Below are 25,941 nucleotides of genomic sequence, written 5' to 3' on the forward strand. Positions count from 1 at the left end.
GAACCGACAGCGGACGTCCCACCGACCGAGTGGAGTCACCGATGAGTGAACACGAGATCCTGACCCGCATCCGCGAACTCGTCGACACCGAACACGAGTTGCGCGCCAAGATCGAGACCGGCCAACTCGACCCCGACACCGAACAGGCCCGGCTCGCCGCCGTGGAGCAGACCCTCGACCAGTGCTGGGACCTGCTGCGGCAGCGCCGGGCCCGCGCCGACGCCGGCCTGCCACCGGACGAGGTACCGGTCAGCCCGGCCGGCCAGGTCGAGGGCTACCTGCAGTAGGACGGCAGCCCGCCTCTGTGGTGTCACCCAGCGGCTCGCCGCCGTGATGTAACTCAGCGGCTCGCCGCCGGCCGTTCTACGGTGTTGGCATGTCCCCGACACCGGAGAACGAGTTCGACGTCGTCGTGATCGGTGGTGGCCCGGCAGGTGAGATCGCGGCCCAGTACGCCGTCGCCGGTTCCGAACGCACCGCGGTGATCGTCGAACACGAGTTGCTCGGCGGCGAATGCTCCTACTGGGCGTGCATGCCGAGCAAGGCGCTGCTGCGGCCCGGCAACGTCCTCGGTGCGGGGCGGGCGATGCCCGGCGTCCGGGAGCCACTCGGCGCGAGCGCACTCGACGTCCCCGCGGTGTTTCGCCGCCGCGACGCGTTCACCTCCCACCACGACGACTCGGGTCAGGTGCGATGGGCGTCCGGCGTCGGTGTCGACGTGATCCGCGGGTCCGGAAGGCTCGCGGGCGAGCGCACCGTCGAGGTCACCGGACCGGACGGCCCCCGCACGGTGCGGGCCCGCGTCGCCGTCGTCCTGGCCACCGGGTCCACCGCGACGGTGCCCGCCACCCCGGGACTGCGCGAGGCGTTGCCGTGGACGTCGCGGGACGCGACCAACCTGGTGGAGGTTCCGGAGCGGATCGCCATCGTCGGCGGCGGGGTCGTCGCGTGCGAGGCCGCGACCTGGCTGCTCGACCTCGGCGCCCGGGAGGTGACGCTGCTGGTCCGCGGACCGGCGCTGCTCGCGTCGGCGGAACCGTTCGCCGGCGAGGCCGTCGCGACGGCGCTGCGGGCCAGGGGCGCGGCGGTGCGTACCGGCACCTCCGTGACCGCAGTCCACCGCGACGCTCCCCGCGAGACCGGCATCGGCCGGATCCGCGGCGGCCCGGTGACACTGACCCTCGACGACGGCTCCGGCCTCGTCGTCGACGAGATCCTCGTCGCGGCCGGACGCCGACCCGCCACGGCGTCACTCGGCCTGGACACGGTCGGGCTCGACGCGGTCCACACCGACGACCACCTCACCGTCGCGGGTGTGCCGGGCGACTGGTTGTACGCGGTCGGCGACGCCAGCGGCCGCACCCCGTTGACCCACATGGGCAAGTACCACGGCCGGGTCTGCGGTGACGTCATCGCCGCACGCACCGAATCCCGCCCGCTCGACGGTGCCCGCTACCTGGCGAGCGCCGACGGATCCGCGGTCCCGCAGGTGGTGTTCACCGCACCGGAGGTCGCGTCCGTCGGTCGCACCGAACATGCCGCCCGCACAGCGGGATTCGATGTCGAGACGGTGGAGGTCGACATCGCCGTCGCCGGTTCCTCGCTCTCCCGCGACGATTTCACCGGGCACGCGAAGCTGGTGATCGACCGCACCGGCGACACCCTGCTCGGGGTGACGTTCGTGGGCACCGAGGTCGCCGAACTGCTGCACGCGGCGACCGTCGCGGTGGTCGGCGCCGTGCCGCTGAGCGCGATGTGGCACGCGGTCCCCGCATACCCGACCGTCTCCGAGGTGTGGCTGCGCCTGCTCGAGGCGCACCGTGCCTGACCCGCTGGTGATCGCCACCGCCGACGGCCCGGTGCAGGGACGCGAACACCACGGCCTGCGGTCCTGGCGGGGCATCCCGTACGCGGCGCCGCCCGTCGGCGAATTCCGGCTGCGCGCACCACAACCGGTGACGCCGTGGACCGCGGTGCGCGACACACTCGAGTTCGGCAGCGCGCCACCGCAGTCCGGGCGCGTCGGCCGATCCGGCCGGATGGGCGAGGACTGCCTGACCCTCAACGTCCTGGCCCCCTCGTCCCGCAGCATGCAGCCGCGTCCGGTGATGGTGTTCATCCACGGCGGCGCGTACAGCGGCGGCGCGACGTCGACGCCGCTGTACCGGGGCGACGCACTCGTCCGCCGCGGCGACGTCGTCTACGTGTCGATCGGCTACCGGCTCGGTGCCCTCGGCTACCTCGACTTCACCGAATACTCCACAGCCGAAAGAACATTCGACTCGAACCTGGGACTGCGCGACCAGGTCGCGGCACTGCAGTGGGTGCGCCGCAACATCGCCGCATTCGGCGGCGACCCGGACAACGTCACGGTGTTCGGGGAGTCGTCGGGCGCCAACGCCGTCACCACCCTGATGTGCACGCCGTCCGCGGCGGGCCTGTTCCAGCGGGCGATCGCCGAGAGTCCCCCCGCCGCGTCCGCCTACGGACCGGACCGCGCCCGGGTGTGGGCCGCCGAGTTCCTCGGACTCCTCGGCGGCACCGACGACCCCGTCCGCGCCCTCACCGAGGCGACCCCCGACGCGTTGGTCCGGGCCGGGGACGCCCTGGCCGCGCGCGGCGCCGACGAGGCACCAGGCACCCGCGCCTTCGCCCCGGTCGTCGACGGGGAACTGCTGCCCCGACATCCGCTCGACGCGTTCGCCGCGGGCCTCGCCCATCCCGTCCCGCTCATCGTCGGCACCAATGCCCGCGAGGGGACGATGTTTCCGCGGTTCCTCGACATCATCCCGACCGACCCCGTGCGGATCGAGAAGATGTTCGCCGAGACCGAACCCCGGGTGAAGGCCCGCATCCTCGCGGCCTACCCCCGCTATCCCGACCGCCACGCCGCGGTCCAACTCGGCGGCGACGTCACCTTCTGGGAGCCGGCGATCCTCGTCGCGCAGGCACACACCACGACGGCGCCCACCTACGCCTACCGCTACGACTACGCGCCGAACCTGCTGAACTGGACCGGTTTCGGCGCCACTCACGCCACGGAACTGCTCGCCGTGTTCGGCGCCGTCGACCATCCGCTCGGCAAGGCCGCCACCGCGGTCGGCGGCCGAGACGGCCTGCGCGCGGTCACCAACGTCCTGCAGTCGCACTGGTTGCACTTCGCCCGCCACGGCCATCCCCGGGAAACCTGGCCCCGCTACAGCATCGAACGTCGGGAGACCCTGATCGTGGACACCGACACCCACGTCGAGAACGATCCCGACGGCGACAAACGCCGCGCGTGGATCGGGTACCGGCACCGTCGGTGAAGAATCGCCGTCAAGACGGGGGCCGGGCCCGTAAATATCGCGTTGTGCTCATTGCGGCGCCTCGCCGCGGCAACGAAAGCTGTCCGAGGGATTCACGTCCCACGACATTTCCGTGCAACAACATAGGAGAGCACTGATGGGTTCCGCCGAGATCATTCCGTTCCTCGACTTCGCCGCCGATTTCACCGGCGCGGCAAGCGATCTGCTCGGCGCGGTGAGCTTCTTCACCGGTTCCGCCGGGGCGGCCGAGGAGCTGCTCGGGTAGAACCCGGCGTCGCGGCACACGAGTCGAGTGGGGTCACCCCGTGCGCGGGGACCCCACTCGACTCGTCGCTACTTGAGCAGCTTCGACATCCGCCGGTCGGCGAGGACCTTGCCCCCGGTCTGGCAGGTGGGGCAGTACTGGAAGGAGCGGTCCGCGAAGGAGACCTCCCGCACCGTGTCCCCGCACACCGGACAGGGCAGCCCGGCGCGGGCGTGCACCTGCATCCCGGACCGCTTCTCGCCCTTGAGGCGGGCTGCATCCTGACCGACGGAGCGGGTCACCGCGTCGGTGAGCACCGACCGCATCACCGCGTGCAGCGTCGAAACCTGTTCGTCGGTCAGCTTGTTCGCGGTCGCGAACGGCGACAGCTTCGCCTCGTGCAGTATCTCGTCGGAGTAGGCATTGCCGATGCCGGCGAGCACGGACTGGTCGGTGAGCACGGTCTTGATCCGCGCCGCGGACTTCGAGAGCAGCTCGCCGAACGCGGGCGCGGTGACATCGAGGGCGTCGGGTCCGAGCTTCGCGATGCCGGGCACCTCGGCGGGAGTGCGCACCAGCCACACCGCGAGCCGTTTCTGCGTGCCCGCCTCGGTGAGGTCGATGGCGGGGGTGGTGCCGTCCGGCGCAAACAGGTGCAGCCGCAGCGCGAGCGGACCCTTGCCGGGTTTCGGTGGTGTCGCGCTCGGGTTGTCCTGCCAGCGCAGCCAGCCCGCCCGGGACAGGTGGGTGATCAGCCAGAGCCCGTCCTCGGCGCCGCACCGCAGCCCGAGATGCTTGCCGAACCGGGCGGCACCGCTGATGTCGCGGCCCTGCAGATCGGAGATCGGCGGGTCGAACGTCTTGAGCACGCTCAGCGCCGCGACGTCCACCCGTCCGATCACCGCGCCGACCGCGTGGTCGCGCAGGAACTGGGCCAGGGCCTCCACCTCGGGCAGTTCGGGCATGCCCACCACACTAGGCGCCTCCGGCGCTCGTGCGCGGTTTACGGGTCCAGAGGCCCGCAAACCGCGCACGAGCGCGTCAGCGCCTGCGGACCAGGTAGGTGTCCATGATCCAGCCCTTGCGCTCGCGCAGTTCGGCGCGCGTCCGGACGATCTCGTCCGAGACAGAGCGCAGGTCCCCGGCGATCAGCGTCTCGTCGGCGGTCCCGAGGTAGGCGCCCCACCAGATGTCCCAGTCCCCGTCGAGGGTGGTGAAGCTGTTCTCGGCGTCGAGCATCACCACCGCGTCCCGGACGCTGTCCGGCAGGCCCTCACGCAGCCGGCGGCCGGTGGTGGTCAGAACCGGCTCGCCGATCCTGTTGAGCACGATCCGGTGCTGCGCCGCCAGCGACGACACGCTCGTCACGCCCGGGATCACCGAGTACTCGAAGTCCACGACTCCGCGGCGCAGCACGCGCTCGACGATCCGCAGGGTGCTGTCGTACAGCGACGGATCACCCCAGACCAGGATCGCGCCGACGCCGTCGACCGCGGCGAACGCGTCCTCGAACACCTGCGCGCGGCGGTCGTGCCAGTCGTCGACGACGCCCTCGTAGTTGCTCGGGGTCCGGTCCCGGGGTGGGTCGACGATGTCGACGATCCGGTAGTCGCCGCGCATGTGCTCGTCGAGGAGACCGGTCCGCAGGTCGACCAGGTCCTGCTTCTGCTCGCCCTTGCCGATGACGAAGAACACCTCGGCCCGGTTCATCGCCTTGATCGCCTGCACAGTCACCTGGTCGGGGTCACCGGCGCCGACGCCGATCACGAGGAGTTCACGCATGTTCGGCGACGCTACCTGCCGGTGCCCGGCGCTGAGATGCCCGCCCACTAGACTGGCTGCCGTGCACACGCCCTACGAAGATCTATTGCGCCTGGTCATGAATACCGGGACCCCGAAGGCGGACCGCACGGGCACCGGCACGCGCAGCGTGTTCGGGCACCAGATGCGCTTCGACCTGCGCGAGGGCTTCCCGCTGATCACCACCAAGAAGGTGCATCTGAAGTCCGTCGTGTACGAGCTGCTGTGGTTCCTGCGCGGCGACTCCAACGTCACGTGGCTGCGCGAGCACGGCGTCACGATCTGGGACGAGTGGGCGGACGCCGACGGCGAGCTGGGGCCGGTGTACGGCGTGCAGTGGCGGTCGTGGCCGACACCGGGCGGCGAGCACATCGACCAGATCACCAAGGTCATCGAGACCCTGCGCTCCAACCCCGACTCGCGGCGGATGATCGTCTCGGCGTGGAACGTCGCCGACCTGGACGAGATGGCGTTGCAGCCGTGCCATGCGTTCTTCCAGTTCTACGTCGCCGACGGCCGGCTCAGCTGCCAGCTGTACCAGCGCAGCGCCGACCTGTTCCTCGGCGTCCCGTTCAACATCGCCAGCTACGCGCTGCTCACCCACATGGTCGCGCAGCAGGCCGGGCTCGAGGTGGGCGAGTTCGTCTGGACCGGCGGCGACTGCCACATCTACGACAACCACGTCGAGCAGGTCACCGAGCAGCTGTCGCGGGAGCCGTACCCGTACCCGACGCTCACCCTGCACAAGCGGGACTCGATCTTCGACTACACCTTCGAGGACGTCGAGATCACCGGCTACCGGCACCACCCCGGAATCAAGGCGCCGGTGGCCGTCTAGTGATCGGTGTGATCTGGGCACAGGCCCACCGCGGCGTCATCGGCCGCGACAACACGATCCCGTGGCGCATCCCGGAGGACATGGCGCACTTCGTGGACGTCACCACCGGGCACCCGGTCGTCATGGGCCGCCGCACGTGGGATTCGCTGCCGCCACGGTTCCGGCCGCTGACCGACCGCCGCAACATCGTCGTCACCCGCGACCGGAACTGGTCGGCGGACGGCGTCGAGGTCGCGCACTCCGTCGACGACGCCCTCGCCCTGGCCGGCGACACCGAGACCTGGGTGATCGGGGGTGGCGAGATCTACGCGGCCGCCCTGGACCGGGCCGACCGGATCGAGGTCACCGAGGTGGACCTCGACGTCGACGGCGACGCGTACGCACCCTCCCTTGGCGGCGAGTGGGTCGCCGAGAGCACCGGCGACTGGCAGACGTCGAGCCGCGACGGTGTCCGGTTCCGATTCGTGACCTACGCCCGCTGACCCGTTCGGCGAGTGCGGCGCCATACGCCGCTCGGTGGTCCATACTGCATGGGCACGACGACCCCATTCGGTCTTTCCCAGCGAGAGGCAGCCACATGGACAAGAAGTCGCTGACCGCCGTTGCACGGCAACAACTCAAGCTCGCGACCGCGGCCACCAGCGGACGCAGTTCGCAGACGATCTACGGCGGCCACCAGCGCAGCCTGCGGCAGACGGTCGTCGCCCTGACCGCCGGACAGGAACTGGCCGAGCACGACTCCCCGGGCGAGGCGACGCTGCTGGTGCTCAGCGGCACCCTGACGCTGATCGCCGGCGACGACTCGTGGAAGGGTTCGACGGGCGACCTGCTGGTCATCCCCGCCGCCCGGCACCGCGTGGAGGCCGTCGAGGACGTCGCGTTCCTGCTGACCGTCGCCAAGAAATAGGGACCACGACAAAAAGTGTGAATTTTGGTCACACACACCTCTTGACCCGGCGAGCGGGCGGGCCTACCTTTCCAGGTGTCACGGAAGTCTCCGATGCACACGGAGGGTCACCGCATGCCAAGTACCACTCCCACGGACCGTGAGGTCGTGGCCGCCCGACTGCTCGCCGGGTCGATCAAACGCTCCTACAACCCGGTCGTCGATCTCGACTGGGACGCCCCGCTGGCCGAGGACCTGTACTTCCTGCCGCCGACTGTGCTGTCGCTGTACGGCACGCCGATGTGGGAGTCGATGAGCGAGGACCAGCGCATCGAGCTGTCCCGGCAGGAGGCCGCGAACATTCTCAGTGTCGGCGCCTGGTTCGAGAACATCCTGCTGCAGGCACTGCTGCGCGACCTGCTGCACCGCGACCCGACGTCGCTGCACACCCGGTACACGCTCACCGAGATGGGCGACGAGTGCCGGCACATGACGATGTTCGGCCGCGCCATTGCAGCCATGGGCGCCAAGCCGTTCCAGCTGCGACCGCACCAGGCCGTGGTGGCGAATCTGCTCCCGAAGACGTTCCGCGGCACCATGCTGTGGGTGGCCGCGCTGATCGGCGAGGAGATCTTCGACGCCACCCAGCGCCGGGTCATGGACGACCCACAGCTGCAGCCGATGGTGTCGAGGCTGATGCGGATCCACGTCACCGAGGAGGCCCGGCACATCACGTTCGCTCGTGAGGGCGTGCGGCGGCGGGTGACAGGCACCCACCCGATCGAGAAGCGGTGGGTGGGCACGATGCAGGGAGTCGGCGGCCCGCTGCTGCAGCGCCTGTTCACCAATCCCGCGATGTACCAGCGGGCGGGCCTGGACCCCAAGGAGGCGCGGCGACAGGCGTTGGCGAATCCGCACTTCCGCGCGAACCAGCGCCGCGGCTTCGCGAGCCTGGCCGCATTCCTCGAGGAAACGGGACTGATGCGGGCGCCCTCGCGCGCGATGTGGCGACGGGCAGGGTTCCTGTGATCCGGGGGCGCCGGAAGCGGGCCCCGTCCCAGTCCCCCGCGGCGCTCGCCCCCGAGATGCTCGAGCCCGACACCGCCTACGACGGCCCGGCCGTGCTCGCCACCGGCACCGCCGCCCTCGACGTCGTCGTCCACCTCAATGGGCACTTCGAACCGCTCGACGGGCACTTCCACTGGTACGGACGGGTCGACGGCCCGGATCTGGCCGGTCTCTCCGGACGCGACCGGGCGCGGTTGACGCTGACGATCGACGCCGGGGAGCCGCGCCCGGCCGTCCTCGGGGAGCAGGATCCGTGGGGGCACCTGCGGATAAGCGGCACCGGCGCGCCGCCGTACCCGCTCGACGAGGTCGAACTGGACGTGCCGATCCCGTAGTTTCGTGTCTCATGAGCGAGTTGTTCGAGCGCGACGATGTGGTCGGGGACCTGCATCGACCCGACGGCGATCCGGTCGCGGCGCTGCTACTGGCGCACGGCGCCGGCGGCGACCGCAACGCGAAACTGTTGCAGCGCGCGGCATCCGAGTTCGCCGATGCAGGGCTGCTGGTGCTGCGCTACGACCTACCCTTCCGTCAGCGCCGGCCGAAGGGCCCGCCCAGTCCGTCGACCGCGGACAAGGACCGCGACGGCATCTCCGCCGCCGCGGCCGCGATCCGTGAATCGTTCTCGGGCCCACTGATTCTCGGTGGACATTCGTACGGTGGTCGGCAGTCGTCGATGCTCGCGGCGGAACGTCCCGACGTCTGCGACGGCCTGCTGCTCTTCTCATACCCCCTGCACCCGCCGGGCAAGCCGGAGAAGGCTCGCACCGCACACCTTCCGGACCTGCGCTGCCCGTGCGTGTTCGTGCACGGCACCCGCGACCCGTTCGGCACCCCCGACGAGATGCGCGCCGCCATGGACCTGATCACCGCACCGCACACCCTCGTCCTGGTCGAGGGCAAGGGCCACGACCTCGCGCCCGACAAGAGCCAGGCCGTGCCCTCGGCCGTCGACGCCGCCGCCACCGCCTTCGGCCTTCGCTGACGGACCACCGCCCAGCGGGCGCCGTGGCGGCCGGGGCCGCACGCCCGGGGCGAGCGGCGGGAGTGCCCACGACCGAACGCGCGCCCGCCCCCAGTAGGCTCGGGGCATGGTCGACGATCCCGCAGGCAGCCTGAACGGCCTGCTCGACACCGTGCACCGGCGACTCGGCGAGGACGTCAGCTCCCCCGGCACCCTGCGCGATCTGCTCGAGGCGGTACTGGTGGTCGGCGCCGGCCTCGACCTGGACACCACGCTGCAGCGGATCGTGCGCGCGGCAACCGAACTGCTCGGCGCCCGCTACGGCGCGCTCGGTGTCCGCGCCCCCGGCGGCGGGTTGTCGGAATTCGTGTACGAGGGCATCGACCCCGGAACTCGCGCGACGATGGGACATCTGCCCGAGGGGCGCGGCCTGCTCGGCCTGCTGATCAACGAACCCCGCCCGGTGCGGATCCGGGAACTCGCCACCCACGCCGCGTCGGTCGGGTTTCCGCCCAACCATCCGCCGATGCACAGCTTCCTGGGCATGCCGATCATCGTGCGAGGGGAGGCGTTCGGCAGCATCTACCTCACCGAGAAGCGCGGCGCACCGGAGTTCAGCGACGAGGACCAGACGATCCTGACGGTGCTCGCCGAGTCCGCGGCCCTCGCGATCGACAACGCGCGCCTGTTCGAGCAGTCCCGCACCCGGGAACGCTGGCTGAGCGCGATGTCGTCGATCACCTCGCGGCTGCTGATCGGCGGGTCGGTGCCCGAGACCCTTGACCTGCTGGTCCGGCAGGCACGGGAGCTGGGCACGGCCGACGCGGTCACGCTCGTCGACACGGTGGACGACGCGAGCACCGTCCTCGCGACCACCGATTCGCGGCTGACGGTCGGGCAGGACGTCGACTTCGCGGACTTGAGCGCGGGCACGACCCGGTCGGCGACGCTGCCGGTGGCCGGTCCGCAGCACGTCCAGGGCGCCCTGGTGGTCAGCGGCGAAACCGGTGGGCCCGAATGGGATCCGGACGAGCTACAGCGACTCGCGTCGATGGCGGACCTGGCGGCGGTGGCCCTCGAATTCGCGCACCAGCAGCGCCAGCAGCGCCTGCTGGACGTCCTCGCCGACCGCGACCGGATCGCACGGGACCTGCACGACAACGTCATCCAGCGCCTGTTCGCCACCGGCATGAGCCTGCAGTCGGTGTCCGCTGCGACGGAGGGCCGCACCGCCGAGGTGCTCGCCCGGGCGGTGGAGCAGCTCGATCAGACGGTGCGCGAGATCCGCACCACCATCTTCGACCTGCAGTCCGCCGACGCGGCGCCGGCCGCCGGTCTGCGGCGCCGGCTACTCGACGTGATCGGCGAGCTCACCGCCGACGTCACCCCGTCCGTACAGTTCTCCGGCCCGATCGACACCCTGGTTCCGACGTCGGTCGCCCCCCACGCGGAAGCGGTTCTGCGGGAAGGACTCTCGAACGCGCGTCGGCACGCGAACGCCACGACCCTCACGGTGACGGTGTCCGCGGCCGAGGACTTCACGATCGTCGTCGACGACGACGGCATCGGGATGACCGGCACCGAACCCCACAGCGGGCTGGCGAACCTGGACCGGCGTGCGGCCGCCTGCGGCGGCCGCTGCGAGGTCCGCTCAGAGCCCGGCGCGGGAACCAGGCTCACCTGGCGGGTCCCGCTCCACTGACGCGGAGCGGGCGGCCCGACGGCTCAGGCGATCGCGGGAAGCCGGACCACCTGCCCTGCGTAGGCCAGTCCGGCACCGAAACCGAGCAGCAACGCGGTGTCACCGGGCTGCGAGGCCCCGGAGCGGAGCAGCTGCTCCATCGCCATCGGGATCGACGCCGCGCTGGTGTTGCCGGTCTCCACGATGTCCCGGGCGACCGCGACGGTGTCGGGCAGGGCCAGCGTCCGGATCAGCGCGTCGGTGATCCGGCTGTTGGCCTGGTGCGGCACGAACGCGTCCAGGTCGTCGGCCGCGACCCCGGCCTTCTCCAGCGCGTCGCGGCACGCCTTCTCCAGGAAGGTGACCGCCCAGCGGAACACGGCCTGACCGTTCATCCGGATGTACGGGCGCTCCGCCTCGGCGCCGCGCTCGAGAACGTCGGCGAAGAACTCCTTGAAGTCCTTGTCCTGCTTGATCGCCGTGGTCTGGGTACCGTCCGAACCCCACGCGACCGGCCCGATCCCCTCGGCGTCGGAGGGACCCACCACGACCGCGCCCGCGCCGTCGGCGAAGATGAACGCGCATGTCCGGTCCGTCGGATCGAGCAGGTCGGACAGCCTTTCCACGCCGATCACCAACACGTGGCGGGCCTGCCCGGCACGAACGAGGCTCGCGGCGTTGCCGAGCGCGTAGCAGAAGCCCGCGCACCCGGCGGAGATGTCGTAGGCCGCGGTGTCCTGCATTCCGAGTTCGCTGGCCACGATCGCGCCCGCCGACGGGCCAAGCACCATCTGCGATGAGGTCGCCAGCACGACGGCGTCGATCTGCTCGGCCACCAGACCCGAGGCCGCGAGCGCGTCACGGGCGGCCGCGACGCTCATCGAGACGATGGTCTCGTCGGGCTCGGCCCAGCCGCGGGCCGTGATGCCGGACCGGGTCCGGATCCATTCGTCGGAGGAGTCGATGAGGTCGACGATCTCGGCGTTGGGAACGACGCGCCGGGGTCGGTACACACCGAGGCCGAGAAGGGCCGCGTGGGTGACGGGACTGGCGGTGGCGATCTTCGCGGGCATGACATCCTCTCCATGTGAACCGATCGGTTCATCTCCAGGTCTAACATGAACCGATCGGTCCACACAAGCGTTTCGGAAGGAGCTCACATGACGACGGCGCGACCGCGCGCTCGCCTGCTCGCGACCACCATCACGATGGTGCAGGAACTCGGCGTGAATGCGGCCGGATTGACGGAATTGCTCAAACGCAGCAACGCGTCGCGCAACTCGCTCTACCAGCACTTCCCCGAAGGCAAGGGCCAGCTCGTGGAGACCGCCACCCGGATCGTGTCCCGCCTGGTGCAGTCACACCTGACCGTGATGGCGGACAAGTTCGCGACCGCACCGTCGATGGACCGGTGGCTGGACGAGCTGTTCGCGTTCTGGCTCGAACCGCTCGAGTCGAGCGACTACCGGCTCGGTTCGTTCATGATGGCGGCGGCACTGGACGAACCGGATCCGGCGGTCCGGTCCGCGGCAGGCCAGGCGTTCACCGAGTGGACCTCCCGCCTCGCCGGCGGCATGGTCGCGGCGGGCCTCGACGAGGCGACCGCGCGGTCGACGGCGGGACTGCTGCTGTCGGCGATCGAGGGCGCCATCGTGCAGAGCCGCGCGCTCAAGTCGACCCGCCCCTTCGACGACGCCCGCACCCAGCTCGACTTCCTGCTCGGTCGACTCCTCGCCGAGCGGGCGGTGGCGGGCGGGCTGACGTCCTGACCCCCGGCCCGGGTCACCGTCCCCGCTCGGGTCGACCGCGCAGCTCGGTGGCCAGGACCGCGGCCTGGGTGCGACGCTGCATCCCCAGCTTCGACAGCAACCGCGACACGTAGTTCTTCACCGTCTTCTCGGCGAGATGCATGCGGGCGCCGATCTCCCGGTTCGTCAGACCCTCACCGATGAGATCGAGCACCACCTTCTCCTGGTCGGTCAGTTCGTCGACGAGCCCACTCTTGTTGCGCTGGGCCCGAATCCGCGCCAGGACGGCGGACGTGGCCCGGTCGTCGAGCAGCGACCCGCCGGCTCCGACGGTCCGGACCGCGGCGATCAGGTCGGTGCCGAGGATCTGCTTGAGCAGGTAGCCGGACGCTCCGGCGAGCACCGCGTCGAAGAGGGCTTCGTCGTCGGAGTACGAGGTGAGCATCAGGCACCGCAGCTCCGGGTTCGCCGACCTCAGTTCCCGGCAGAGCTCCACCCCGGAGCCGTCCGGCAACCGCACGTCGAGGACCGCGACGTCGACCCCCGACGCCGGAAACGTCGCCAGCGCTTCCGCGACGGAGGAGGCCTCCCCGACCACCGTGAAGTCGGGGGCGCCGCCGAGGAGGTCCACCAGGCCCCGCCGGACGATCTCGTGGTCGTCGACCAGGAAAAGCCGTGTCTGCATTCCTCAATCCCAACACATCGGGACTTTCGGCACTATCGGCCAGGGGTCTCGATCCGCCAGGCTCATCGCTGGACTTCCGGCACTGCGAATGGGGACGAGGACACCGTGGCACGAGAACTGACCCAACTCGAGTTGCTGCACGAACTCGAGCCCGTCGCCGAGGAGAACGTGCACCGGCACCTGTCGATGGCGAAGGACTGGCACCCGCACGACTACGTGCCGTGGGACGACGGCCGCAATTTCGCGGCACTCGGCGGCGTCGACTGGGACCCCGAGCAGTCGCAGCTGACGGACGTCGCGAAGGCCGCGATGATCACGAACCTGCTCACCGAGGACAACCTGCCGTCGTACCACCGGGTCATCGCGGAGAACTTCTCCCGGGACGGAGCCTGGGGTACGTGGGTGGGCCGCTGGACCGCGGAGGAGAACAAGCACTCGGTGGTGATGCGGGACTACCTGGTGGTCACTCGCGGGGTGGATCCGGTGGCGTTGGAGGACGCGCGGATGGCCCACATGACGCACGGGTTCAACCCGAACCTGCAGGAGGGCATCCTCGACGCGGTCACCTACGTGACGTTCCAGGAGCTGGCGACCCGGGTGTCGCACCGCAACACCGGCAAGGCGTGTGGTGACCCGATCGCCGACCGGATGCTGGCCCGGGTCGCAGCCGACGAGAACCTGCACATGATGTTCTACCGCAACATCACCGGTGCGGCGCTGGACGTCGCTCCGACACAAGCGATGCGCGCAATCCTCAAGATCCTCACCAACTTCCAGATGCCGGGCGCGACGATGCCACAGTTCCGCCGTAACGCGGTGCTCATCGCCAAGGGCGGCATCTACGATCTGCGCCAACACCTGGACGACGTGGTGATGCCGGTGCTGCGCACGTGGAAGGTGTTCGACCGCACCGATTTCACCGGGGAGGCGGAGACGCTCCGCGAGGAGCTGGCGGTGTTCCTCGAGAGTCTGCACGCCGACGCAGCCAGGTTCGAGGAGTCCCGCGACCGGGCACTGGCCCGTGCGGCGGCCCGTGGACAGAAGGTGGGTGTGTGATGACGGATCTGACGACCGAACGACCATCGACCGACACCCAGGCGCTGTTCGAAACGGCGCTGGAAATGGCGTCCGCGGCCAAGCGCGGCAACGTCACCCGATGGGCGGAGGCCAAGTCCGCCCGGCACGACCCGGATGCGCTCGCGTTCCTGAACTCGGTGCTGCTCGGCGTGCTGATCGAAAATGACGCCGTCCGGCGTGGTGTGCACCCCACCGATGTGTGGGCGCGGCTGCGGGCGGGCGGGCTCGACGAGTTCGGCTGAACCGACAACGGCCCTGAACCGACATCCGGGGCAGACTCGTCCGCACGAAACGAAGGGTCGGTCCCCTCCCGGGGACCGACCCTTCGTTTCGGGTTCGGTGAACTATCCGGCCAACTGTGCCGGGCGCACGATCAGCACCGGGCAGTCGGCGGTGCTCATCAGTGCCGCGCTGGTGGAGCCGAGGAGCATGCCCTTGAACCCGCCGCGGCCGTGGCTTCCCACCACGAGAAGCTGTGCCTGCTCGGAGAATTCGCTGAGCACCCGCACCGGACGGTCGCGGCGGACCACCCGCTGCACGGGCACGTCCGGATACTGTTCGATCCACCCGGCGAGCCGCTCGGACAGCACCGCCTCCTCGGCGGCCTGGATGGAAGTCCAGTGCGGGTCGTCCTCGGTCGCACCGAGCGACGGCTGTACGGACACGTCACTCCACACGTTCACCGCGATGAGCTGCGCGCCCAGCGCCGACGCCTCCTGGAATGCTGCGGCGAGGGCGTCCTCACTGATCTCCGAACCGTCGACACCGACGACGACCGGGCCCTCGGTCGGCGGCCGGCCTTCGAGCGTGCGACCACGGACCACCGCGACCGGCGCGGTCGAGTGCGAGGTGACGGCACGGGCCACCGAACCGAGGAGTGCGCCGCTGAACTCTCCGAGCCCACGGCTGCCGAGCACGATCATCGACGCCTGCGGCGCGTACTGCAGCAGGATCTCCGCGATCCGCCCCTCGTGCAGCTTGGTGTCGATGTCCAGGTCGCCGACCTCCTCGGCGACCTCCCGGGCGAGCACCGCGGCGCTGTCGAGGTGAGCGCGGCCGGCGTTCTTCAGGTCGTCGCCGTAGCCGCGCACCAGGTAGGGCTCGGTGTAGTAGTAAGCGGGCACGTGCACGACGGAGACCAGCAGCAGGGGAAGCTTGCGGGCCGCGGCGGTACGGGCGGCCCACACAACGGCCGTCGACGCCGACTCCGATCCGTCCACTCCCACCACGACTGGATTGCTTGCGCTCATGCTGCTTCCTCACTGGAGATCCGTCACCGACAGTCGGGGCATCGTGTGCCCCGCACCTATTGTCCGGGTTTTGCACCGGGTTCGCGTGGGTCGAAGGTCCCCGTGTCGCGTCTCGGTCGCGCTCGCGGCGGTGAATTGCGTCTCGGGACGAGCCCCAGACCGGGTCGCGGGGGGCCGGTGCGACCGTGCGACACAGTCCCGTTTGACGCCGGATCGGCCGCCTCCGCGGCTACCATGAGGTATGTGACCTGCGGATTCACCCGTCGGGTCGGCAGCCCGGCACCGGTGGGCGCAGCCAGGCAGGAGTGTGCGATGTCCGATCAGAGAAGCGCGAAGACCTCGCTGATGTCGCGGATGACCCCGGGCAGATGGTTGGCGCTGGCCCTGGTGGTGCTGGCGGTGATCTTCATCTTCCAGAACACCGCGACGACCACGATCCAGTTGGCCTGGTTCAGCTTCGAGGCGGCGCTGTGGGTCTTCCTGCTGGCCGTGTTCGTGATCGGGTGGATCGCCGGCTGGCTGGTCGGCCGGCGGAAGTCCGGCAGCTGACCGGCCCGATTGTCCACATCGGCCGTCCGGCGGACCCGCGACTACGTACGTGGGACGACGCCGTCCGGTCGATCCGCGGCTAGGTTCGAGTCCATGGCAGCCCGTCCGGTCGACGTCGCGGTCGCACTCGTCGTCGGTGCCGTCGCAGCCGCAGGCACGGTGGGTTCGGCGCGCCATCAGAACGCGGCCCACCCACTCGACGTCTACGCGTTCGTCCTGATCGCGGCCGCGTCGGCCGCGTTGGTGTGGCGCAGGGTCGCACCGTTGACGGTGCTGGCGGTGACGCTGGCGGCCGCGCTGGTGTTCCTGCTGCGCGGATACCCGATGGGCCCGATCTTCCTGCCGATCGTCATCGCGTTTCTCACCGCGGCGCCCCGGTACCCGCGCTGGCCGCTGTACGCGGCACCGGCGGTCGGCTACGTGGTGTACGTGTGGGGTGTGCCGTGGGTGACCGGCCGCGAGTACCCGACGCCGGCCGCGGCGATCGGCATCGGGGCGTGGCTGCTGACCCTGCTGGCGATCGCCGAGGTCATCCGGCAACGGCGCGAGGCGATCCGGGCCCGGCGCCAGCGGGCCCGCGAACTGGCCCGGGCCGCCGAGGAGGAGCGACTGAGGCGGGCCAGCGAGGAACGGCTGGACATCGCCCGCGAACTGCACGACGTGCTGGCACACAGTCTGTCGATGATCAACGTGCAGTCCGGGGTCGCGCTCGAGCTGCTCGACAGCCGACCCGAACAGGCCGGGATGGCGCTGGCGTCGATCAAGGAGGCCAGCCGCGACGCCCTCGTCCAGGTCCACGCAATGCTGCAGTCCCTGCGCCGGGGCCCCGAGGCGCCGCCGGTGGCGCCTGCGCCGTCGATCACCGATCTCGACGGTCTCGTCGCGCGGGCACGCGATGCCGGAATCGATGTCACCACAGACATTTCCGGGACCATCCGCCCCGTACCGACGGGGGTGGACCTCGCGGCGGCCCGGATCGTGCAGGAGTCGCTGACCAACGTGGCCCGGCACTCCGGGCAGTCGACCGCCCGGGTGACCCTGCGGTACCTGCCTGGGCTGCTGGAGGTCCAGGTCGACGACGACGGCCACACCGCCGCGGCGAACCCTCCCGGCAACGGCATCACCGGGATGACCGAACGCAGCCGCGCCCTCGGCGGCACGCTGTCTGCGGGGACGCGACCGGACGGCGGATTCCGGGTGCGCGCCACGCTTCCCCTGCCCGCCGACGGGGCCGGCGCGTCATGACGGTCCGGGTGCTCGTCGCCGACGACCAGGCGCTGGTTCGTGCCGGCTTCGTGGCGCTGCTCGACGCACAGAGCGGGATCGAGGTGGTCGGCGAGGCCGAGGACGGCGCGCAGGCGGTGCGACTGGCCGAGGAGCTGAGGCCGGACGTGGTGCTGATGGACATCCGGATGCCGGTGCTCGACGGCCTCGAGGCCACCCGCCGGATCGCGGACCGCCCGGAGCTGGCCGGGGTCCGGGTCGTGGTGCTGACCACCTTCGAGCTCGACGAGTACGTCTTCGAGGCGATCCGCGCCGGTGCCGCCGGGTTCCTGGTCAAACACACCGAACCCGCCGACCTGGTCCGGGCGGTGCGGGTGGTGGCCGACGGGGAGGCGCTGCTCTCCCCCACCGTCACCCGGCGGTTGCTCGCCGAGTTCGCCGCCCGCGCCAAGGCCGCCCCGGACGGCACGTTGCTGGCCACGCTGACCGACCGGGAACGCGAGGTGATGACGCTGGTTGCGGAGGGCCTGAGCAACGCCGAGATCGCCGAGCGGCTGGTGCTGAGCCCGGCCACCGCGCGCACGCACGTCGGCCGGATCCTGCTCAAGCTCGGCGCCCGAGACCGCACCCAGCTCGTGGTCCTGGCCTACGAGTCCGGTCTGGTCCGGCCCGGCTGGCGCTGAGATGCAGTCGCCGTCGCCGGTACCCGCGAATTGCGACGGCAACTGCACACCGGCCGTACGCATCCGGACGTACCGACGATTCCGCACACGGACCGACGCGTCGGCACCCGAACCGGCGCAGGCTCGACGTCATGAACACCGTGAACGCACAGACAACCCTGTTACTGGCCGACCACTGGGACGGCCCCTGGGGACCGGGATGGGGCGTCGGCCCGTGGTTCATCCTGATCCCGATCACTTTCTGGCTGATCGTCATTGCCGCGTTCGTACTCCTCGGGCGGCGGCGCCGCGGCCGCCACGGCGAATCCACGCTGCGCGACGTCTACGCCCGCGGCGAGATCACCGAGGCGGAGTACCGGGCCCGCCTCGCCGTACTGCGGGAGACCCGACGATGAGGTTCGTGGTGGTCGACACCCCTCGCGTCGGCGGCGCCGCCTGGACGGACCGCGTGAAACTGTTCGAGGACATGGGATTTCACGCCGTTCTGGTGCCGGACACCCTGTGGACACCGTCCCCGTTCCCGGTCCTCGCCGCCGCGGCGGCCGTGACCTCACGCCTGCGGTTGCGCACCTGGGTGGCGGCGGCTCCGCTCCGCACCTCGGCCGCGCTGGTTCGGGAAGTCGCTGCTCTGCAATCACTCTCGGACGCGCGGTTCGAACTCGGCATCGGCGCGGGCCGACCGGACGCCGAGGACGAGGCACGGCGGCTGGCAATGCCCTGGGGCGGCGCCACCGAACGGATCGCGCAGGTCGAGGAGTCCGCCGCGGCGGTGCGCGCGGGCGTCGATCCGGCCCCCGAGGTGGTGGCGTCGGCGGCCGGGCCGCGGATGCTGGCGGCGGCCGGACGGGTGGCGGACCGGGTGGCGCTCGCGCTGGGGCCCGCCACCACGCTTCCCGAACTGGCGGACGCCGTCATCCGGGCCCGCGAGTCCTGTGGTCCGGCAATGCCGTTCACCTTGTCCCTCGTCGGGGTCGGCGACCGGATGCCGGCCTGGATCGGCCGCGACGGCCTCACCGCGGATCGGATCCGGGCGACCGGCGGGATCGGACTGCTGGACGCCGACCCGCACCGCGCGGCGCAGGCCCTGTCCGAGCATGAGCGCCGCTTCGGCGTCGACGAGGTGACGGTGCCGGGCGAGCTGGCCGACGTGTTCACCCCGATCCTGACCCGACTGTCCCGCTGACCGACGCCGAGTGCGCACCCGAGTGCACACTCGGCGAACTGTCGGGGCTACGCGTCGATGATCGCGCGCAGCTTCTCGATCTGCGCGACCCGACCGGCGGTGTCGGGGGCCATCGCGTTGACGGTCAGGGTCGTGGCACCCGCCTCCTTGAACGCCGCCACCCGCTCGCGGACGTAGCCCTCGGGGCCGATCAGCGAGATCGAGCGAACCAGCTCGTCCGGGACGGCGGCCGCAGCCTCCTGCTTCTTGCCGTCCAGGTAGAGGTCCTGGATGGTTTTCGCCTCGGCCTCGTAGCCGTAGCGGCAGGCGAGGTCGTTGTAGAAGTTCTTGCCGCGGGCACCCATGCCGCCGATGTAGAGCGCCAGGTGCGGCTTGATCCAGTCGATCATGTGGTCGACGTCGTCGCCGATCGCGAGCGCCGGGCCTGCGAAGATCTCCAGCTCGCCGAGCGACGCGTCACGCTTGGCCTTGCCCTTGGCCACCGACTCACCCCACACGTCCATAGCACGCTCCGGGTGGAAGAAGATCGGCTGCCAGCCCTCCGCGATCTCCGCCGTCAACGCCACGTTCTTCGGGCCGATCGCGGCGATGACGATCGGGATGCGTTCGCGCACAGGATGGTTGATCAGCTTGAGCGGCTTCCCGAGCCCCGTGCCCTTCTCCGGGGGCAGCGGGATCTGGTAGTACTTGCCGTCGTACTGCACCTTCTCGCGGCGCCACACCTGGCGGCAGATGTCGACGAGTTCACGGGTCCGGCCCAGCGGCGCGTCGTACGGCACCCCGTGGAAGCCCTCGATGACCTGCGGGCCCGACGCCCCCAGCCCCAGCACGAACCGCCCGTTCGAGACGAAGTCCAGGCCGGCGGCGGTCATCGCCATCAGCGACGGGGTGCGGGTGTAGATCTGGAAGATGCCCGATGCGAGCTTGAGCGTCGTCGTCTTGGCGGCGAGGTAGCCCAGCTGACTGACGGCGTCGAACGAGTACGCCTCCGCCATGAAGGCGATGTCGAGTCCGGCGCGTTCGAGGTCCGCGACCTCGGCGACCGTTTCGGCGAACCCGCCGCTGTAGGTGATCTGCGTTCCGATGCGCACCGGGACACTCCAATCGGCTGTGAGGGACTGCTCGGGAGGGACATTACGCAGGGTCGCCGCGAAACCGTAGGACCGAGGCGAGCGGGATCGATGACCGCCGGCCGGTGAGGGCGGTCACAGCACACCGCTCCATGTGGGCAACCACACAAAATTGCATAGGTGTGCAAGTTTGCAGGATTGTGCAACTTCCGTACCTTGAATGGGGTGAGCACCCAACCCGGCCTGCGCGACCAGAAGAAGGCCGCCACCCGCCTCGCACTCAGCGAGGCGGCGATCCGGCTGGCCAAGCCCGCCGGCCTCGACGCCGTCACCGCCGAGGCCATCGCCTCCGAGGCCGGGGTCTCCACCCGGACCTTCCACAACTACTTCGCGTCGAAGGAAGAAGCGGTCCTGTACCGGTTCGAAACCGACGTCACCCATTGGGCGCAGCGGCTGCGCGAACGGCCCGCCGACGAACCGATCTGGGATTCGCTCGAGGCGGTCGTCCTGTCGATCGTGCTCGATCCGATCCGCGACCTCGGCGAGATGGCCGCCGAAATGATGCTGATCGAGGAGAGCCCCGCCCTGCTGGCCTGCCACCTGGAACTGCACGGCCGGGTCAGCCGGATCCTCGGCGAGGCGATCGCGGAACGGACCGGCACGAACGTCGCGACCGACCTGTACCCGAATCTCCTGCAGATGGCGATCGGGGCGTCCTGCAAGTGCGCGATCGAGCTGTGGTTGCAGGGCGACACCGGCCACGACACCCCCGAACCCCTCGTGCGCGAGGCGTTCGCGATGCTGCGCGCCGGCATACCCCAACCGACCGTCGAACCACCTGTCCCCTAGCGCGCCCACCGACGACACCGCCCACCCGAGACACCCGTCCCCACGCAACCCGAAGGGTCCTTCATGGCCACCTACCTGTACCGGATCGGCAAATTCGCCTACCGGCGCAAGGGCACCGTCCTGGCGATCTGGCTCGCTCTGCTCGTCCTGATGGGCGTCGGCGCCGGAACGCTGTCGGGTCCGACCAACGATTCGTTCTCGATCCCCGGGACCCCGGCGCAGAAGGCGCAGGACCTGATGGCCGAGCGGTTCCCGTCCTCGGGCAAGGATCCGTTCAACTCCATCTCCGCCCGGTTCGTCTTCGCCGCTCCAGAGGGCCAGACCCTCGACAGCGAGGAGAGCCAGGCCGCGATGGATGCGACCCTGGCCAAGGTCCGCGCCATCGACCTCGTCGATCCGGCCGCGAAGGTCGACCCGGCCACCGCCTCCCCCGAGGCCGCCCAGGGCGCGCTGGTCAATCCGGTCGTCGCCGACGCAGGCCTGACGGAGATGACGAAGGCGCAGGCCGAGCAGACCGGCAAGCCGCTCGACCAGGCGGCCGCAGACGCGCAGGCCCTGTCCCCGCTGAGCCCGGACCGGACCGTCGGTTACGTGGAGGTGCCGTTCAGCGGTGATTTCAAGGACGTCACCACGGAACTGACCGACCAGATCGACGTGGCCGCGCAGGCCGCCCGGGACGCCGGTCTGACCGTCAAGGTCAGTGGCACCGCCGCCGCCACCCAGGAGGCACCCGGCGGATCCGCCGAGCTGATCGGCCTGGCCGTGGCCGCGGTCGTCCTGATGCTGACCTTCGGCTCGCTGGTCGCTGCGGGGCTGCCGCTGATCGCCGCGATCATCGGCGTCGGTATCGGCAGCCTCGGCATCACGATCGCCACCGGATTCACCGAACTGGGTTCAATGACCCCGACGCTGGCGGTGATGATCGGCCTCGCCGTCGCGATCGACTACTCGCTGTTCATCGTCTCGCGCTTCAAGCACGAGGTCAGCGTCACCGGTAACCGGGAGGAGGCCGCCGGCCGGGCGGTCGGCACCGCAGGCTCGGCGGTCGTGTTCGCAGGACTGACGGTGATCATCGCGCTCGTCGCGCTGCGCGTGGTCGGCATCAAGTTCCTCAGCGACATGGGCATGGCCGCGGCGTTCGCGGTGTTCGTCGCGGTGCTCGTCGCGCTGACCTTCCTGCCCGCCTTCCTCGGCCTGCTGGGCCGTAGGGCGTTCGCCGGCAGGATCCCGTTCGTCAAGGCCCCGGACGCCGAGGCCGAGGACGCGGCCCCCGGCCCGGCCACCCGCTACGCCGGCTGGGTCGCGCGCAAGCCCCTGATCCCGCTGATCGCCGGCATCGCCGTTCTCGGTGCGCTGGCGCTGCCCGCAACCGGGCTGAAGCTGGCCCTGCCGTCCGAGAGCACCGGCGATCCCGCCACCAGTTCGCGGCAGGCCTACGACCTGGTCTCCGACGCCTTCGGTCCGGGCCGCAACTCCCCGCTCGTGGTCGTCGTCGACGCCAAGGACGCCACCGTCCCGGCGGCGGAGGCGTTCGGCGAGGTGGTCAAGACCATCTCCGCGCAGGACGACGTCGTCAACGCGCAGATCGTCGCGATGAACCCGGCCGGGGACACCGCGCAGATCCTGGTCACCCCCGGCAGCGCGCCGACCGACCAGAAGACCGTCGACCTGATGCAGTCCATCCGCGACGGCGAGGGCGCGCTGCACGAGCAGATCGGCGTCAACTACGGCGTCACCGGGCAGACCGCGCTCGAGACCGACGTCTCGGACCGGCTGCAGGGCGCACTGGTCCCGTATCTGATCATCGTGGTCGGGCTCGCGTTCATCCTGCTGATGCTGGTGTTCCGGTCGATCCTGGTGCCGCTGACCGCGGCCCTCGGCTTCCTGCTCAGCGTCGCCGCCACGTTCGGTGCCACCGTCGCGATCTTCCAGGAGGGCTGGGGCGGCCTGATCGCCAACCCGCAGCCGCTGGTCAGCTTCATGCCGATCTTCCTGATCGGTGTTGTGTTCGGTCTCGCGATGGACTACCAGGTCTTCCTGGTCACCCGGATGCGGGAGGAGTACGTGCACGGCGCCTCCGCGAAGAAGGCGATGACCATCGGCTTCAGCCACGGCGCCCGCGTGGTGGCCGCCGCCGCACTGATCATGATCTCGGTGTTCGGCGCGTTCATCCTCGAGGACAACGCGTTCATCAAGTCGATCGGCTTCGCGCTCGCCTCGGCGGTCTTCTTCGACGCCTTCATCGTCCGCATGGTGATCATCCCCGCGGTGATGGCCCTGCTCGGCGACAAGGCGTGGTGGCTGCCGAAGTGGCTGGACAAGATCCTGCCGAACGTCGACATCGAGGGCGAGAAGCTGCGCCGCGAACTGCCGGCGGAGCAGGACACCGCGGAGGCTCCGGCCACCGCGTAGACCGCGGCACTCGAGGCACCCCCGGCCCTGTCGGATCACCCGACACGACCGGGGGTGTCGTCGTGTCCGGCCCCGGTTCCCCACCTAGGCTGAAGTCCTGATCAGTGCGGGCGGAGGCCCGCGTCCGGCGGCAGACTAGGAATTCCATGGCACACCAGAAGCATTCGGGCGTCATCTCCGGCCTGAACCGTATCCAGAAGGCCGCCCTGACCACGGGCGCCGACTTCTGGCACACCGCCTCCGTGCCCGATGCCGCGATCCCGTCGATCATGCTGACCGACGGCCCGCACGGTCTGCGCAAGCAGTCCGAGGGCGGTGACGCGCTTGGACTGGGCGACAGCGTCCCCGCCACCTGCTTCCCGCCCGCCGTCGGGCTCGGTTCGAGCTGGAACGTCGACCTGATCCGCACCGTCGGCACCGCGCTGGGTGACGAGGCCCGCGCCGAGGGGGTCTCCGTATTGCTCGGCCCCGGCGTGAACATCCGCCGGTCGCCGCTGTGCGGACGCAATTTCGAGTACTACTCGGAGGATCCGTTCCTCGCCGGTGTCCTCGGCGCGGCATGGGTGCAGGGCGTGCAGTCCCGCGGGGTCGCCGCGTCGCTGAAACATTTCGCCGCCAACAACCAGGAAACCGACCGGATGCGCATCGACGTCCAGGCGGACGAGCGCACCCTCCGCGAGATCTACCTGCCCGCCTTCGAGCGGATCGTCACCACCGCAAGGCCGTGGACCGTGATGTGCTCGTACAACAAGGTCCGCGGCGTGCAGGTCAGCGAGAACCGTTGGCTCCTCACCGAAGTGCTGCGCGACGAGTGGGGATTCGACGGCCTGGTCGTCTCGGACTGGGGCGCGGTCAACGACCGGGTGCGGGCGCTGGCCGCGGGCCTGGACCTGACGATGCCCGCCGCGGCCGGCGACGAGAGGGTGGTCGCGGCGGTCGAGTCGGGCGAACTCGACGAGTCGGCGCTCGACGACTCGGTCGGCCGACTGCTCACCCTGATCGAGCGCACCACGGCCCCCACCGGCGCCGCGCGCGCCTACGATGCCGACGCCCACCACGAGCTCGCCGCGGTCGCGGCCACCGAGTCGGCGGTCCTGCTCAAGAACGAGGGGCTGCTCCCCCTCGACATCGCCGCCCTCGACTCGGTCGCGGTGATCGGCGAGTTCGCCCGCACCCCGCGGTTCCAGGGATCGGGCAGTTCCCAGGTCGTGCCGACCCGCGTCGACTCGGCGCTCGACGCCATCGCCGCCCTCGGCGGGGATGGTGCCTCGGTGCGCTTCGCGCCCGGCTTCCGATTCGACGGCACCGCCGACGCCGACCTGGTCGCCGAGGCCGTGGCCCTCGCCGAGTCCGCGGAGACGGTGCTGCTGTTCCTCGGGCTGCCGACCGAGGTGGAGTCGGAGGGCTTCGACCGCACCGACATCGACATCCCCGCGAACCAGCTGGCCCTGCTCGACGCCGTCGCGGCGGTCAATCCCCGTGTCGCCGTGGTGCTCTCGAACGGTGCAGTCGTCGCGACGGCGGGCTGGCAGGACCGCGCACAGGCGATCCTCGAGGGCTGGCTGCTCGGGCAGGCCGGCGGCCCGGCGCTCGCGGACCTGCTGTTCGGCCTGGCGAACCCGTCGGGGCGGCTGACCGAGACGATCCCGCTGGACCTGGCGGACACCCCCAGCCGGATGAACTTCCCCGGTTCGGACGGTGTCGTCGTCTACGGCGAACGGATCCACGTCGGCTACCGCTGGTTCGACACCCTCGACATGCCGGTGGCGTACCCGTTCGGATTCGGGTTGTCCTACACCACCTTCGAGTACTCCGACCTCACCCTCACCCCCGCCGGGGACGCGCTCGAGGTGACGTTCACCGTCACCAACACCGGCGACCGGGCCGGGGCAGAGGTGCCGCAGTTGTACGTGCGCGACGTGGACGCGAGCGTGGACCGGCCCGTGCACGAACTGAAGGGGTTCACCAAGGTGCACCTGGCTCCCGGCGAGGCCCGGAAGGTGACGATCACCCTCGATTCCCGGGCGTTCGCGTTCTGGTCGTCGCGCGAACACCGCTGGGTGGTCGAGGCCGGCGACTTCGAGATCCGGGTCGGCGCCTCCTCCCGCGACATCCGGCTGACCGCCACCCACGCCTCCCCCGGCGACGGCATTCCGCCGACCCTGACCGGGATGTCGACGCTCGGCGACTGGTTCGCGCATCCGGTCGGCGGACCCCTGTTGATGGAGGCGTTCGCGGCGGCCGGTGGCGACGACGCCCTCGGGATGGGCGAGGTCAGCCCCCTCGTGCTCCAGATGGTGATGGGCGCGCCGCTGGCCAAGCTGTCCTCGTTCAGCCCCGCGATGAGTGCCGCCCTGGTCGACGAACTGGTCGACGAGGTCCGGGCGCGGACCCCACGTTCGTAGACAGCGACAAGAGCGAG

The 25,941-nt window shown here is 70.4% G+C and carries 28 protein-coding genes; 22 read left to right on the forward strand and 6 right to left on the reverse strand.

Features of this window, described 5'->3' with window-relative positions; all coding sequences use genetic code 11:
• The first annotated feature begins 41 nt into the window (after window positions 1-41).
• From ACWEPG_RS07870 to ACWEPG_RS07885, 4 genes are all read left to right on the forward strand, one after another.
• Window positions 42-287, forward strand: coding sequence for a DUF2630 family protein (locus ACWEPG_RS07870; RefSeq protein ID WP_450113322.1), 246 nt, complete (start codon window positions 42-44; stop codon window positions 285-287).
• An 89-nt stretch (window positions 288-376) separates the two neighbouring features.
• Window positions 377-1,828, forward strand: coding sequence for a dihydrolipoyl dehydrogenase family protein (locus ACWEPG_RS07875; protein WP_452594196.1), 1,452 nt, complete (start codon window positions 377-379; stop codon window positions 1,826-1,828).
• Window positions 1,821-3,308 (forward strand): carboxylesterase/lipase family protein, encoded by a 1,488-nt coding sequence (locus ACWEPG_RS07880; RefSeq protein ID WP_452594197.1) that lies wholly within the window; start codon window positions 1,821-1,823, stop codon window positions 3,306-3,308. The genes ACWEPG_RS07875 and ACWEPG_RS07880 overlap by 8 nt, the downstream gene beginning before the upstream one ends.
• Before the next feature lie 136 nt (window positions 3,309-3,444).
• A complete protein-coding gene (locus ACWEPG_RS07885) occupies window positions 3,445-3,573 on the forward strand; it encodes a hypothetical protein (RefSeq protein ID WP_450113325.1) in 129 nt (42 codons plus the stop codon).
• A gap of 68 nt (window positions 3,574-3,641) precedes the next feature.
• On the opposite strand, the gene ACWEPG_RS07890 is transcribed toward ACWEPG_RS07885, so the two are convergent.
• Together ACWEPG_RS07890 and cobF are read right to left on the reverse strand one after the other, a co-directional pair.
• Entirely contained in the window at window positions 3,642-4,517 is an 876-nt protein-coding gene (locus ACWEPG_RS07890; protein WP_450113326.1) for an Fpg/Nei family DNA glycosylase, read from the reverse strand.
• 76 nt (window positions 4,518-4,593) lie between these two features.
• Window positions 4,594-5,334: a precorrin-6A synthase (deacetylating) gene (cobF, locus tag ACWEPG_RS07895; protein ID WP_450113327.1), complete on the reverse strand. Its 741-nt coding sequence runs from the start codon at window positions 5,332-5,334 to the stop codon at window positions 4,594-4,596.
• Between the two features lie 97 nt (window positions 5,335-5,431).
• Between cobF and ACWEPG_RS07900 the strand changes: the two genes are divergently transcribed.
• The 7 genes from ACWEPG_RS07900 (at window position 5,432) to ACWEPG_RS07930 (ending at window position 10,810) form a co-directional block, all read left to right on the forward strand.
• A complete protein-coding gene (locus ACWEPG_RS07900) occupies window positions 5,432-6,190 on the forward strand; it encodes a thymidylate synthase (RefSeq protein ID WP_450113328.1) in 759 nt (252 codons plus the stop codon).
• Window positions 6,190-6,672, forward strand: a complete 483-nt coding sequence (locus ACWEPG_RS07905; protein WP_450113329.1) for a dihydrofolate reductase — start codon at window positions 6,190-6,192, stop codon at window positions 6,670-6,672. The genes ACWEPG_RS07900 and ACWEPG_RS07905 overlap by 1 nt, the downstream gene beginning before the upstream one ends.
• Window positions 6,673-6,767: 95 nt before the next feature.
• The gene (locus ACWEPG_RS07910) at window positions 6,768-7,097 is read left to right on the forward strand and encodes a cupin domain-containing protein (RefSeq protein WP_450113330.1); all 330 of its coding nucleotides are present in this window, start codon (window positions 6,768-6,770) and stop codon (window positions 7,095-7,097) included.
• Window positions 7,098-7,211: 114 nt separating this feature from the next.
• The gene (locus ACWEPG_RS07915) at window positions 7,212-8,105 is read left to right on the forward strand and encodes an AurF N-oxygenase family protein (protein WP_450113331.1); all 894 of its coding nucleotides are present in this window, start codon (window positions 7,212-7,214) and stop codon (window positions 8,103-8,105) included.
• Window positions 8,102-8,479, forward strand: coding sequence for a DUF4873 domain-containing protein (locus tag ACWEPG_RS07920; RefSeq protein ID WP_450113332.1), 378 nt, complete (start codon window positions 8,102-8,104; stop codon window positions 8,477-8,479). The genes ACWEPG_RS07915 and ACWEPG_RS07920 overlap by 4 nt, the downstream gene beginning before the upstream one ends.
• A gap of 11 nt (window positions 8,480-8,490) precedes the next feature.
• Window positions 8,491-9,129, forward strand: a complete 639-nt coding sequence (locus ACWEPG_RS07925; RefSeq protein WP_452594198.1) for an alpha/beta hydrolase family protein — start codon at window positions 8,491-8,493, stop codon at window positions 9,127-9,129.
• 106 nt (window positions 9,130-9,235) lie between these two features.
• Window positions 9,236-10,810 carry a sensor histidine kinase gene (locus ACWEPG_RS07930; RefSeq protein ID WP_452594199.1) on the forward strand — a complete coding sequence of 525 codons (1,575 nt, stop codon included), beginning with the start codon at window positions 9,236-9,238 and terminating at the stop codon, window positions 10,808-10,810.
• A gap of 23 nt (window positions 10,811-10,833) precedes the next feature.
• Here the strand turns inward: ACWEPG_RS07930 and ACWEPG_RS07935 are convergent, their stop codons facing one another.
• Window positions 10,834-11,862, reverse strand: a complete 1,029-nt coding sequence (locus ACWEPG_RS07935) for a beta-ketoacyl-ACP synthase III (protein ID WP_450113335.1) — start codon at window positions 11,860-11,862, stop codon at window positions 10,834-10,836.
• 87 nt (window positions 11,863-11,949) lie between these two features.
• On the opposite strand from ACWEPG_RS07935, the gene ACWEPG_RS07940 reads away from it, so the two are divergent.
• Window positions 11,950-12,558, forward strand: coding sequence for a TetR/AcrR family transcriptional regulator (locus tag ACWEPG_RS07940; RefSeq protein ID WP_450113336.1), 609 nt, complete (start codon window positions 11,950-11,952; stop codon window positions 12,556-12,558).
• A 13-nt stretch (window positions 12,559-12,571) separates the two neighbouring features.
• Here the strand turns inward: ACWEPG_RS07940 and ACWEPG_RS07945 are convergent, their stop codons facing one another.
• Entirely contained in the window at window positions 12,572-13,222 is a 651-nt protein-coding gene (locus ACWEPG_RS07945; protein WP_450113337.1) for a response regulator, read from the reverse strand.
• 105 nt (window positions 13,223-13,327) lie between these two features.
• Between ACWEPG_RS07945 and ACWEPG_RS07950 the strand changes: the two genes are divergently transcribed.
• Together ACWEPG_RS07950 and ACWEPG_RS07955 are read left to right on the forward strand one after the other, a co-directional pair.
• Complete coding sequence (locus tag ACWEPG_RS07950) at window positions 13,328-14,278, forward strand: acyl-ACP desaturase (protein WP_450113338.1); 951 nt, start codon at window positions 13,328-13,330, stop codon at window positions 14,276-14,278.
• On the forward strand, window positions 14,278-14,541 hold the full coding sequence (locus ACWEPG_RS07955; protein WP_450113339.1) for a hypothetical protein: 264 nt from the start codon (window positions 14,278-14,280) through the stop codon (window positions 14,539-14,541). Before ACWEPG_RS07950 ends, ACWEPG_RS07955 begins: the two co-directional genes overlap by 1 nt.
• A gap of 102 nt (window positions 14,542-14,643) precedes the next feature.
• On the opposite strand, the gene ACWEPG_RS07960 is transcribed toward ACWEPG_RS07955, so the two are convergent.
• Window positions 14,644-15,549 (reverse strand): universal stress protein, encoded by a 906-nt coding sequence (locus tag ACWEPG_RS07960; RefSeq protein ID WP_450113340.1) that lies wholly within the window; start codon window positions 15,547-15,549, stop codon window positions 14,644-14,646.
• A gap of 312 nt (window positions 15,550-15,861) precedes the next feature.
• On the opposite strand from ACWEPG_RS07960, the gene ACWEPG_RS07965 reads away from it, so the two are divergent.
• From ACWEPG_RS07965 to ACWEPG_RS07985, 5 genes are all read left to right on the forward strand, one after another.
• Complete coding sequence (locus ACWEPG_RS07965) at window positions 15,862-16,098, forward strand: LapA family protein (protein ID WP_450113341.1); 237 nt, start codon at window positions 15,862-15,864, stop codon at window positions 16,096-16,098.
• Between the two features lie 93 nt (window positions 16,099-16,191).
• A complete protein-coding gene (locus ACWEPG_RS07970; RefSeq protein ID WP_450113342.1) occupies window positions 16,192-17,343 on the forward strand; it encodes a sensor histidine kinase in 1,152 nt (383 codons plus the stop codon).
• Complete coding sequence (locus ACWEPG_RS07975) at window positions 17,340-18,005, forward strand: response regulator (protein ID WP_452594200.1); 666 nt, start codon at window positions 17,340-17,342, stop codon at window positions 18,003-18,005. Before ACWEPG_RS07970 ends, ACWEPG_RS07975 begins: the two co-directional genes overlap by 4 nt.
• A 131-nt stretch (window positions 18,006-18,136) precedes the next feature.
• Window positions 18,137-18,400, forward strand: coding sequence for an SHOCT domain-containing protein (locus ACWEPG_RS07980; RefSeq protein ID WP_450113344.1), 264 nt, complete (start codon window positions 18,137-18,139; stop codon window positions 18,398-18,400).
• Window positions 18,397-19,188, forward strand: a complete 792-nt coding sequence (locus ACWEPG_RS07985; protein ID WP_452594201.1) for an LLM class flavin-dependent oxidoreductase — start codon at window positions 18,397-18,399, stop codon at window positions 19,186-19,188. The genes ACWEPG_RS07980 and ACWEPG_RS07985 overlap by 4 nt, the downstream gene beginning before the upstream one ends.
• Window positions 19,189-19,235: 47 nt before the next feature.
• Here the strand turns inward: ACWEPG_RS07985 and ACWEPG_RS07990 are convergent, their stop codons facing one another.
• Window positions 19,236-20,279, reverse strand: a complete 1,044-nt coding sequence (locus ACWEPG_RS07990) for an LLM class F420-dependent oxidoreductase (protein WP_450113346.1) — start codon at window positions 20,277-20,279, stop codon at window positions 19,236-19,238.
• Between the two features lie 204 nt (window positions 20,280-20,483).
• Here ACWEPG_RS07990 and ACWEPG_RS07995 point away from each other — a divergent pair, with 204 nt between their 5' ends.
• The 3 genes from ACWEPG_RS07995 (at window position 20,484) to ACWEPG_RS08005 (ending at window position 25,924) form a co-directional block, all read left to right on the forward strand.
• The gene (locus ACWEPG_RS07995; RefSeq protein ID WP_450113347.1) at window positions 20,484-21,107 is read left to right on the forward strand and encodes a TetR/AcrR family transcriptional regulator; all 624 of its coding nucleotides are present in this window, start codon (window positions 20,484-20,486) and stop codon (window positions 21,105-21,107) included.
• Between the two features lie 63 nt (window positions 21,108-21,170).
• Complete coding sequence (locus ACWEPG_RS08000; protein ID WP_452594202.1) at window positions 21,171-23,519, forward strand: MMPL family transporter; 2,349 nt, start codon at window positions 21,171-21,173, stop codon at window positions 23,517-23,519.
• A 104-nt stretch (window positions 23,520-23,623) separates the two neighbouring features.
• The gene (locus ACWEPG_RS08005; RefSeq protein WP_452594203.1) at window positions 23,624-25,924 is read left to right on the forward strand and encodes a glycoside hydrolase family 3 C-terminal domain-containing protein; all 2,301 of its coding nucleotides are present in this window, start codon (window positions 23,624-23,626) and stop codon (window positions 25,922-25,924) included.
• Window positions 25,925-25,941 lie beyond the last annotated feature (17 nt).

It is taken from the genome of Rhodococcus sp. NPDC004095 (assembly GCF_053604015.1).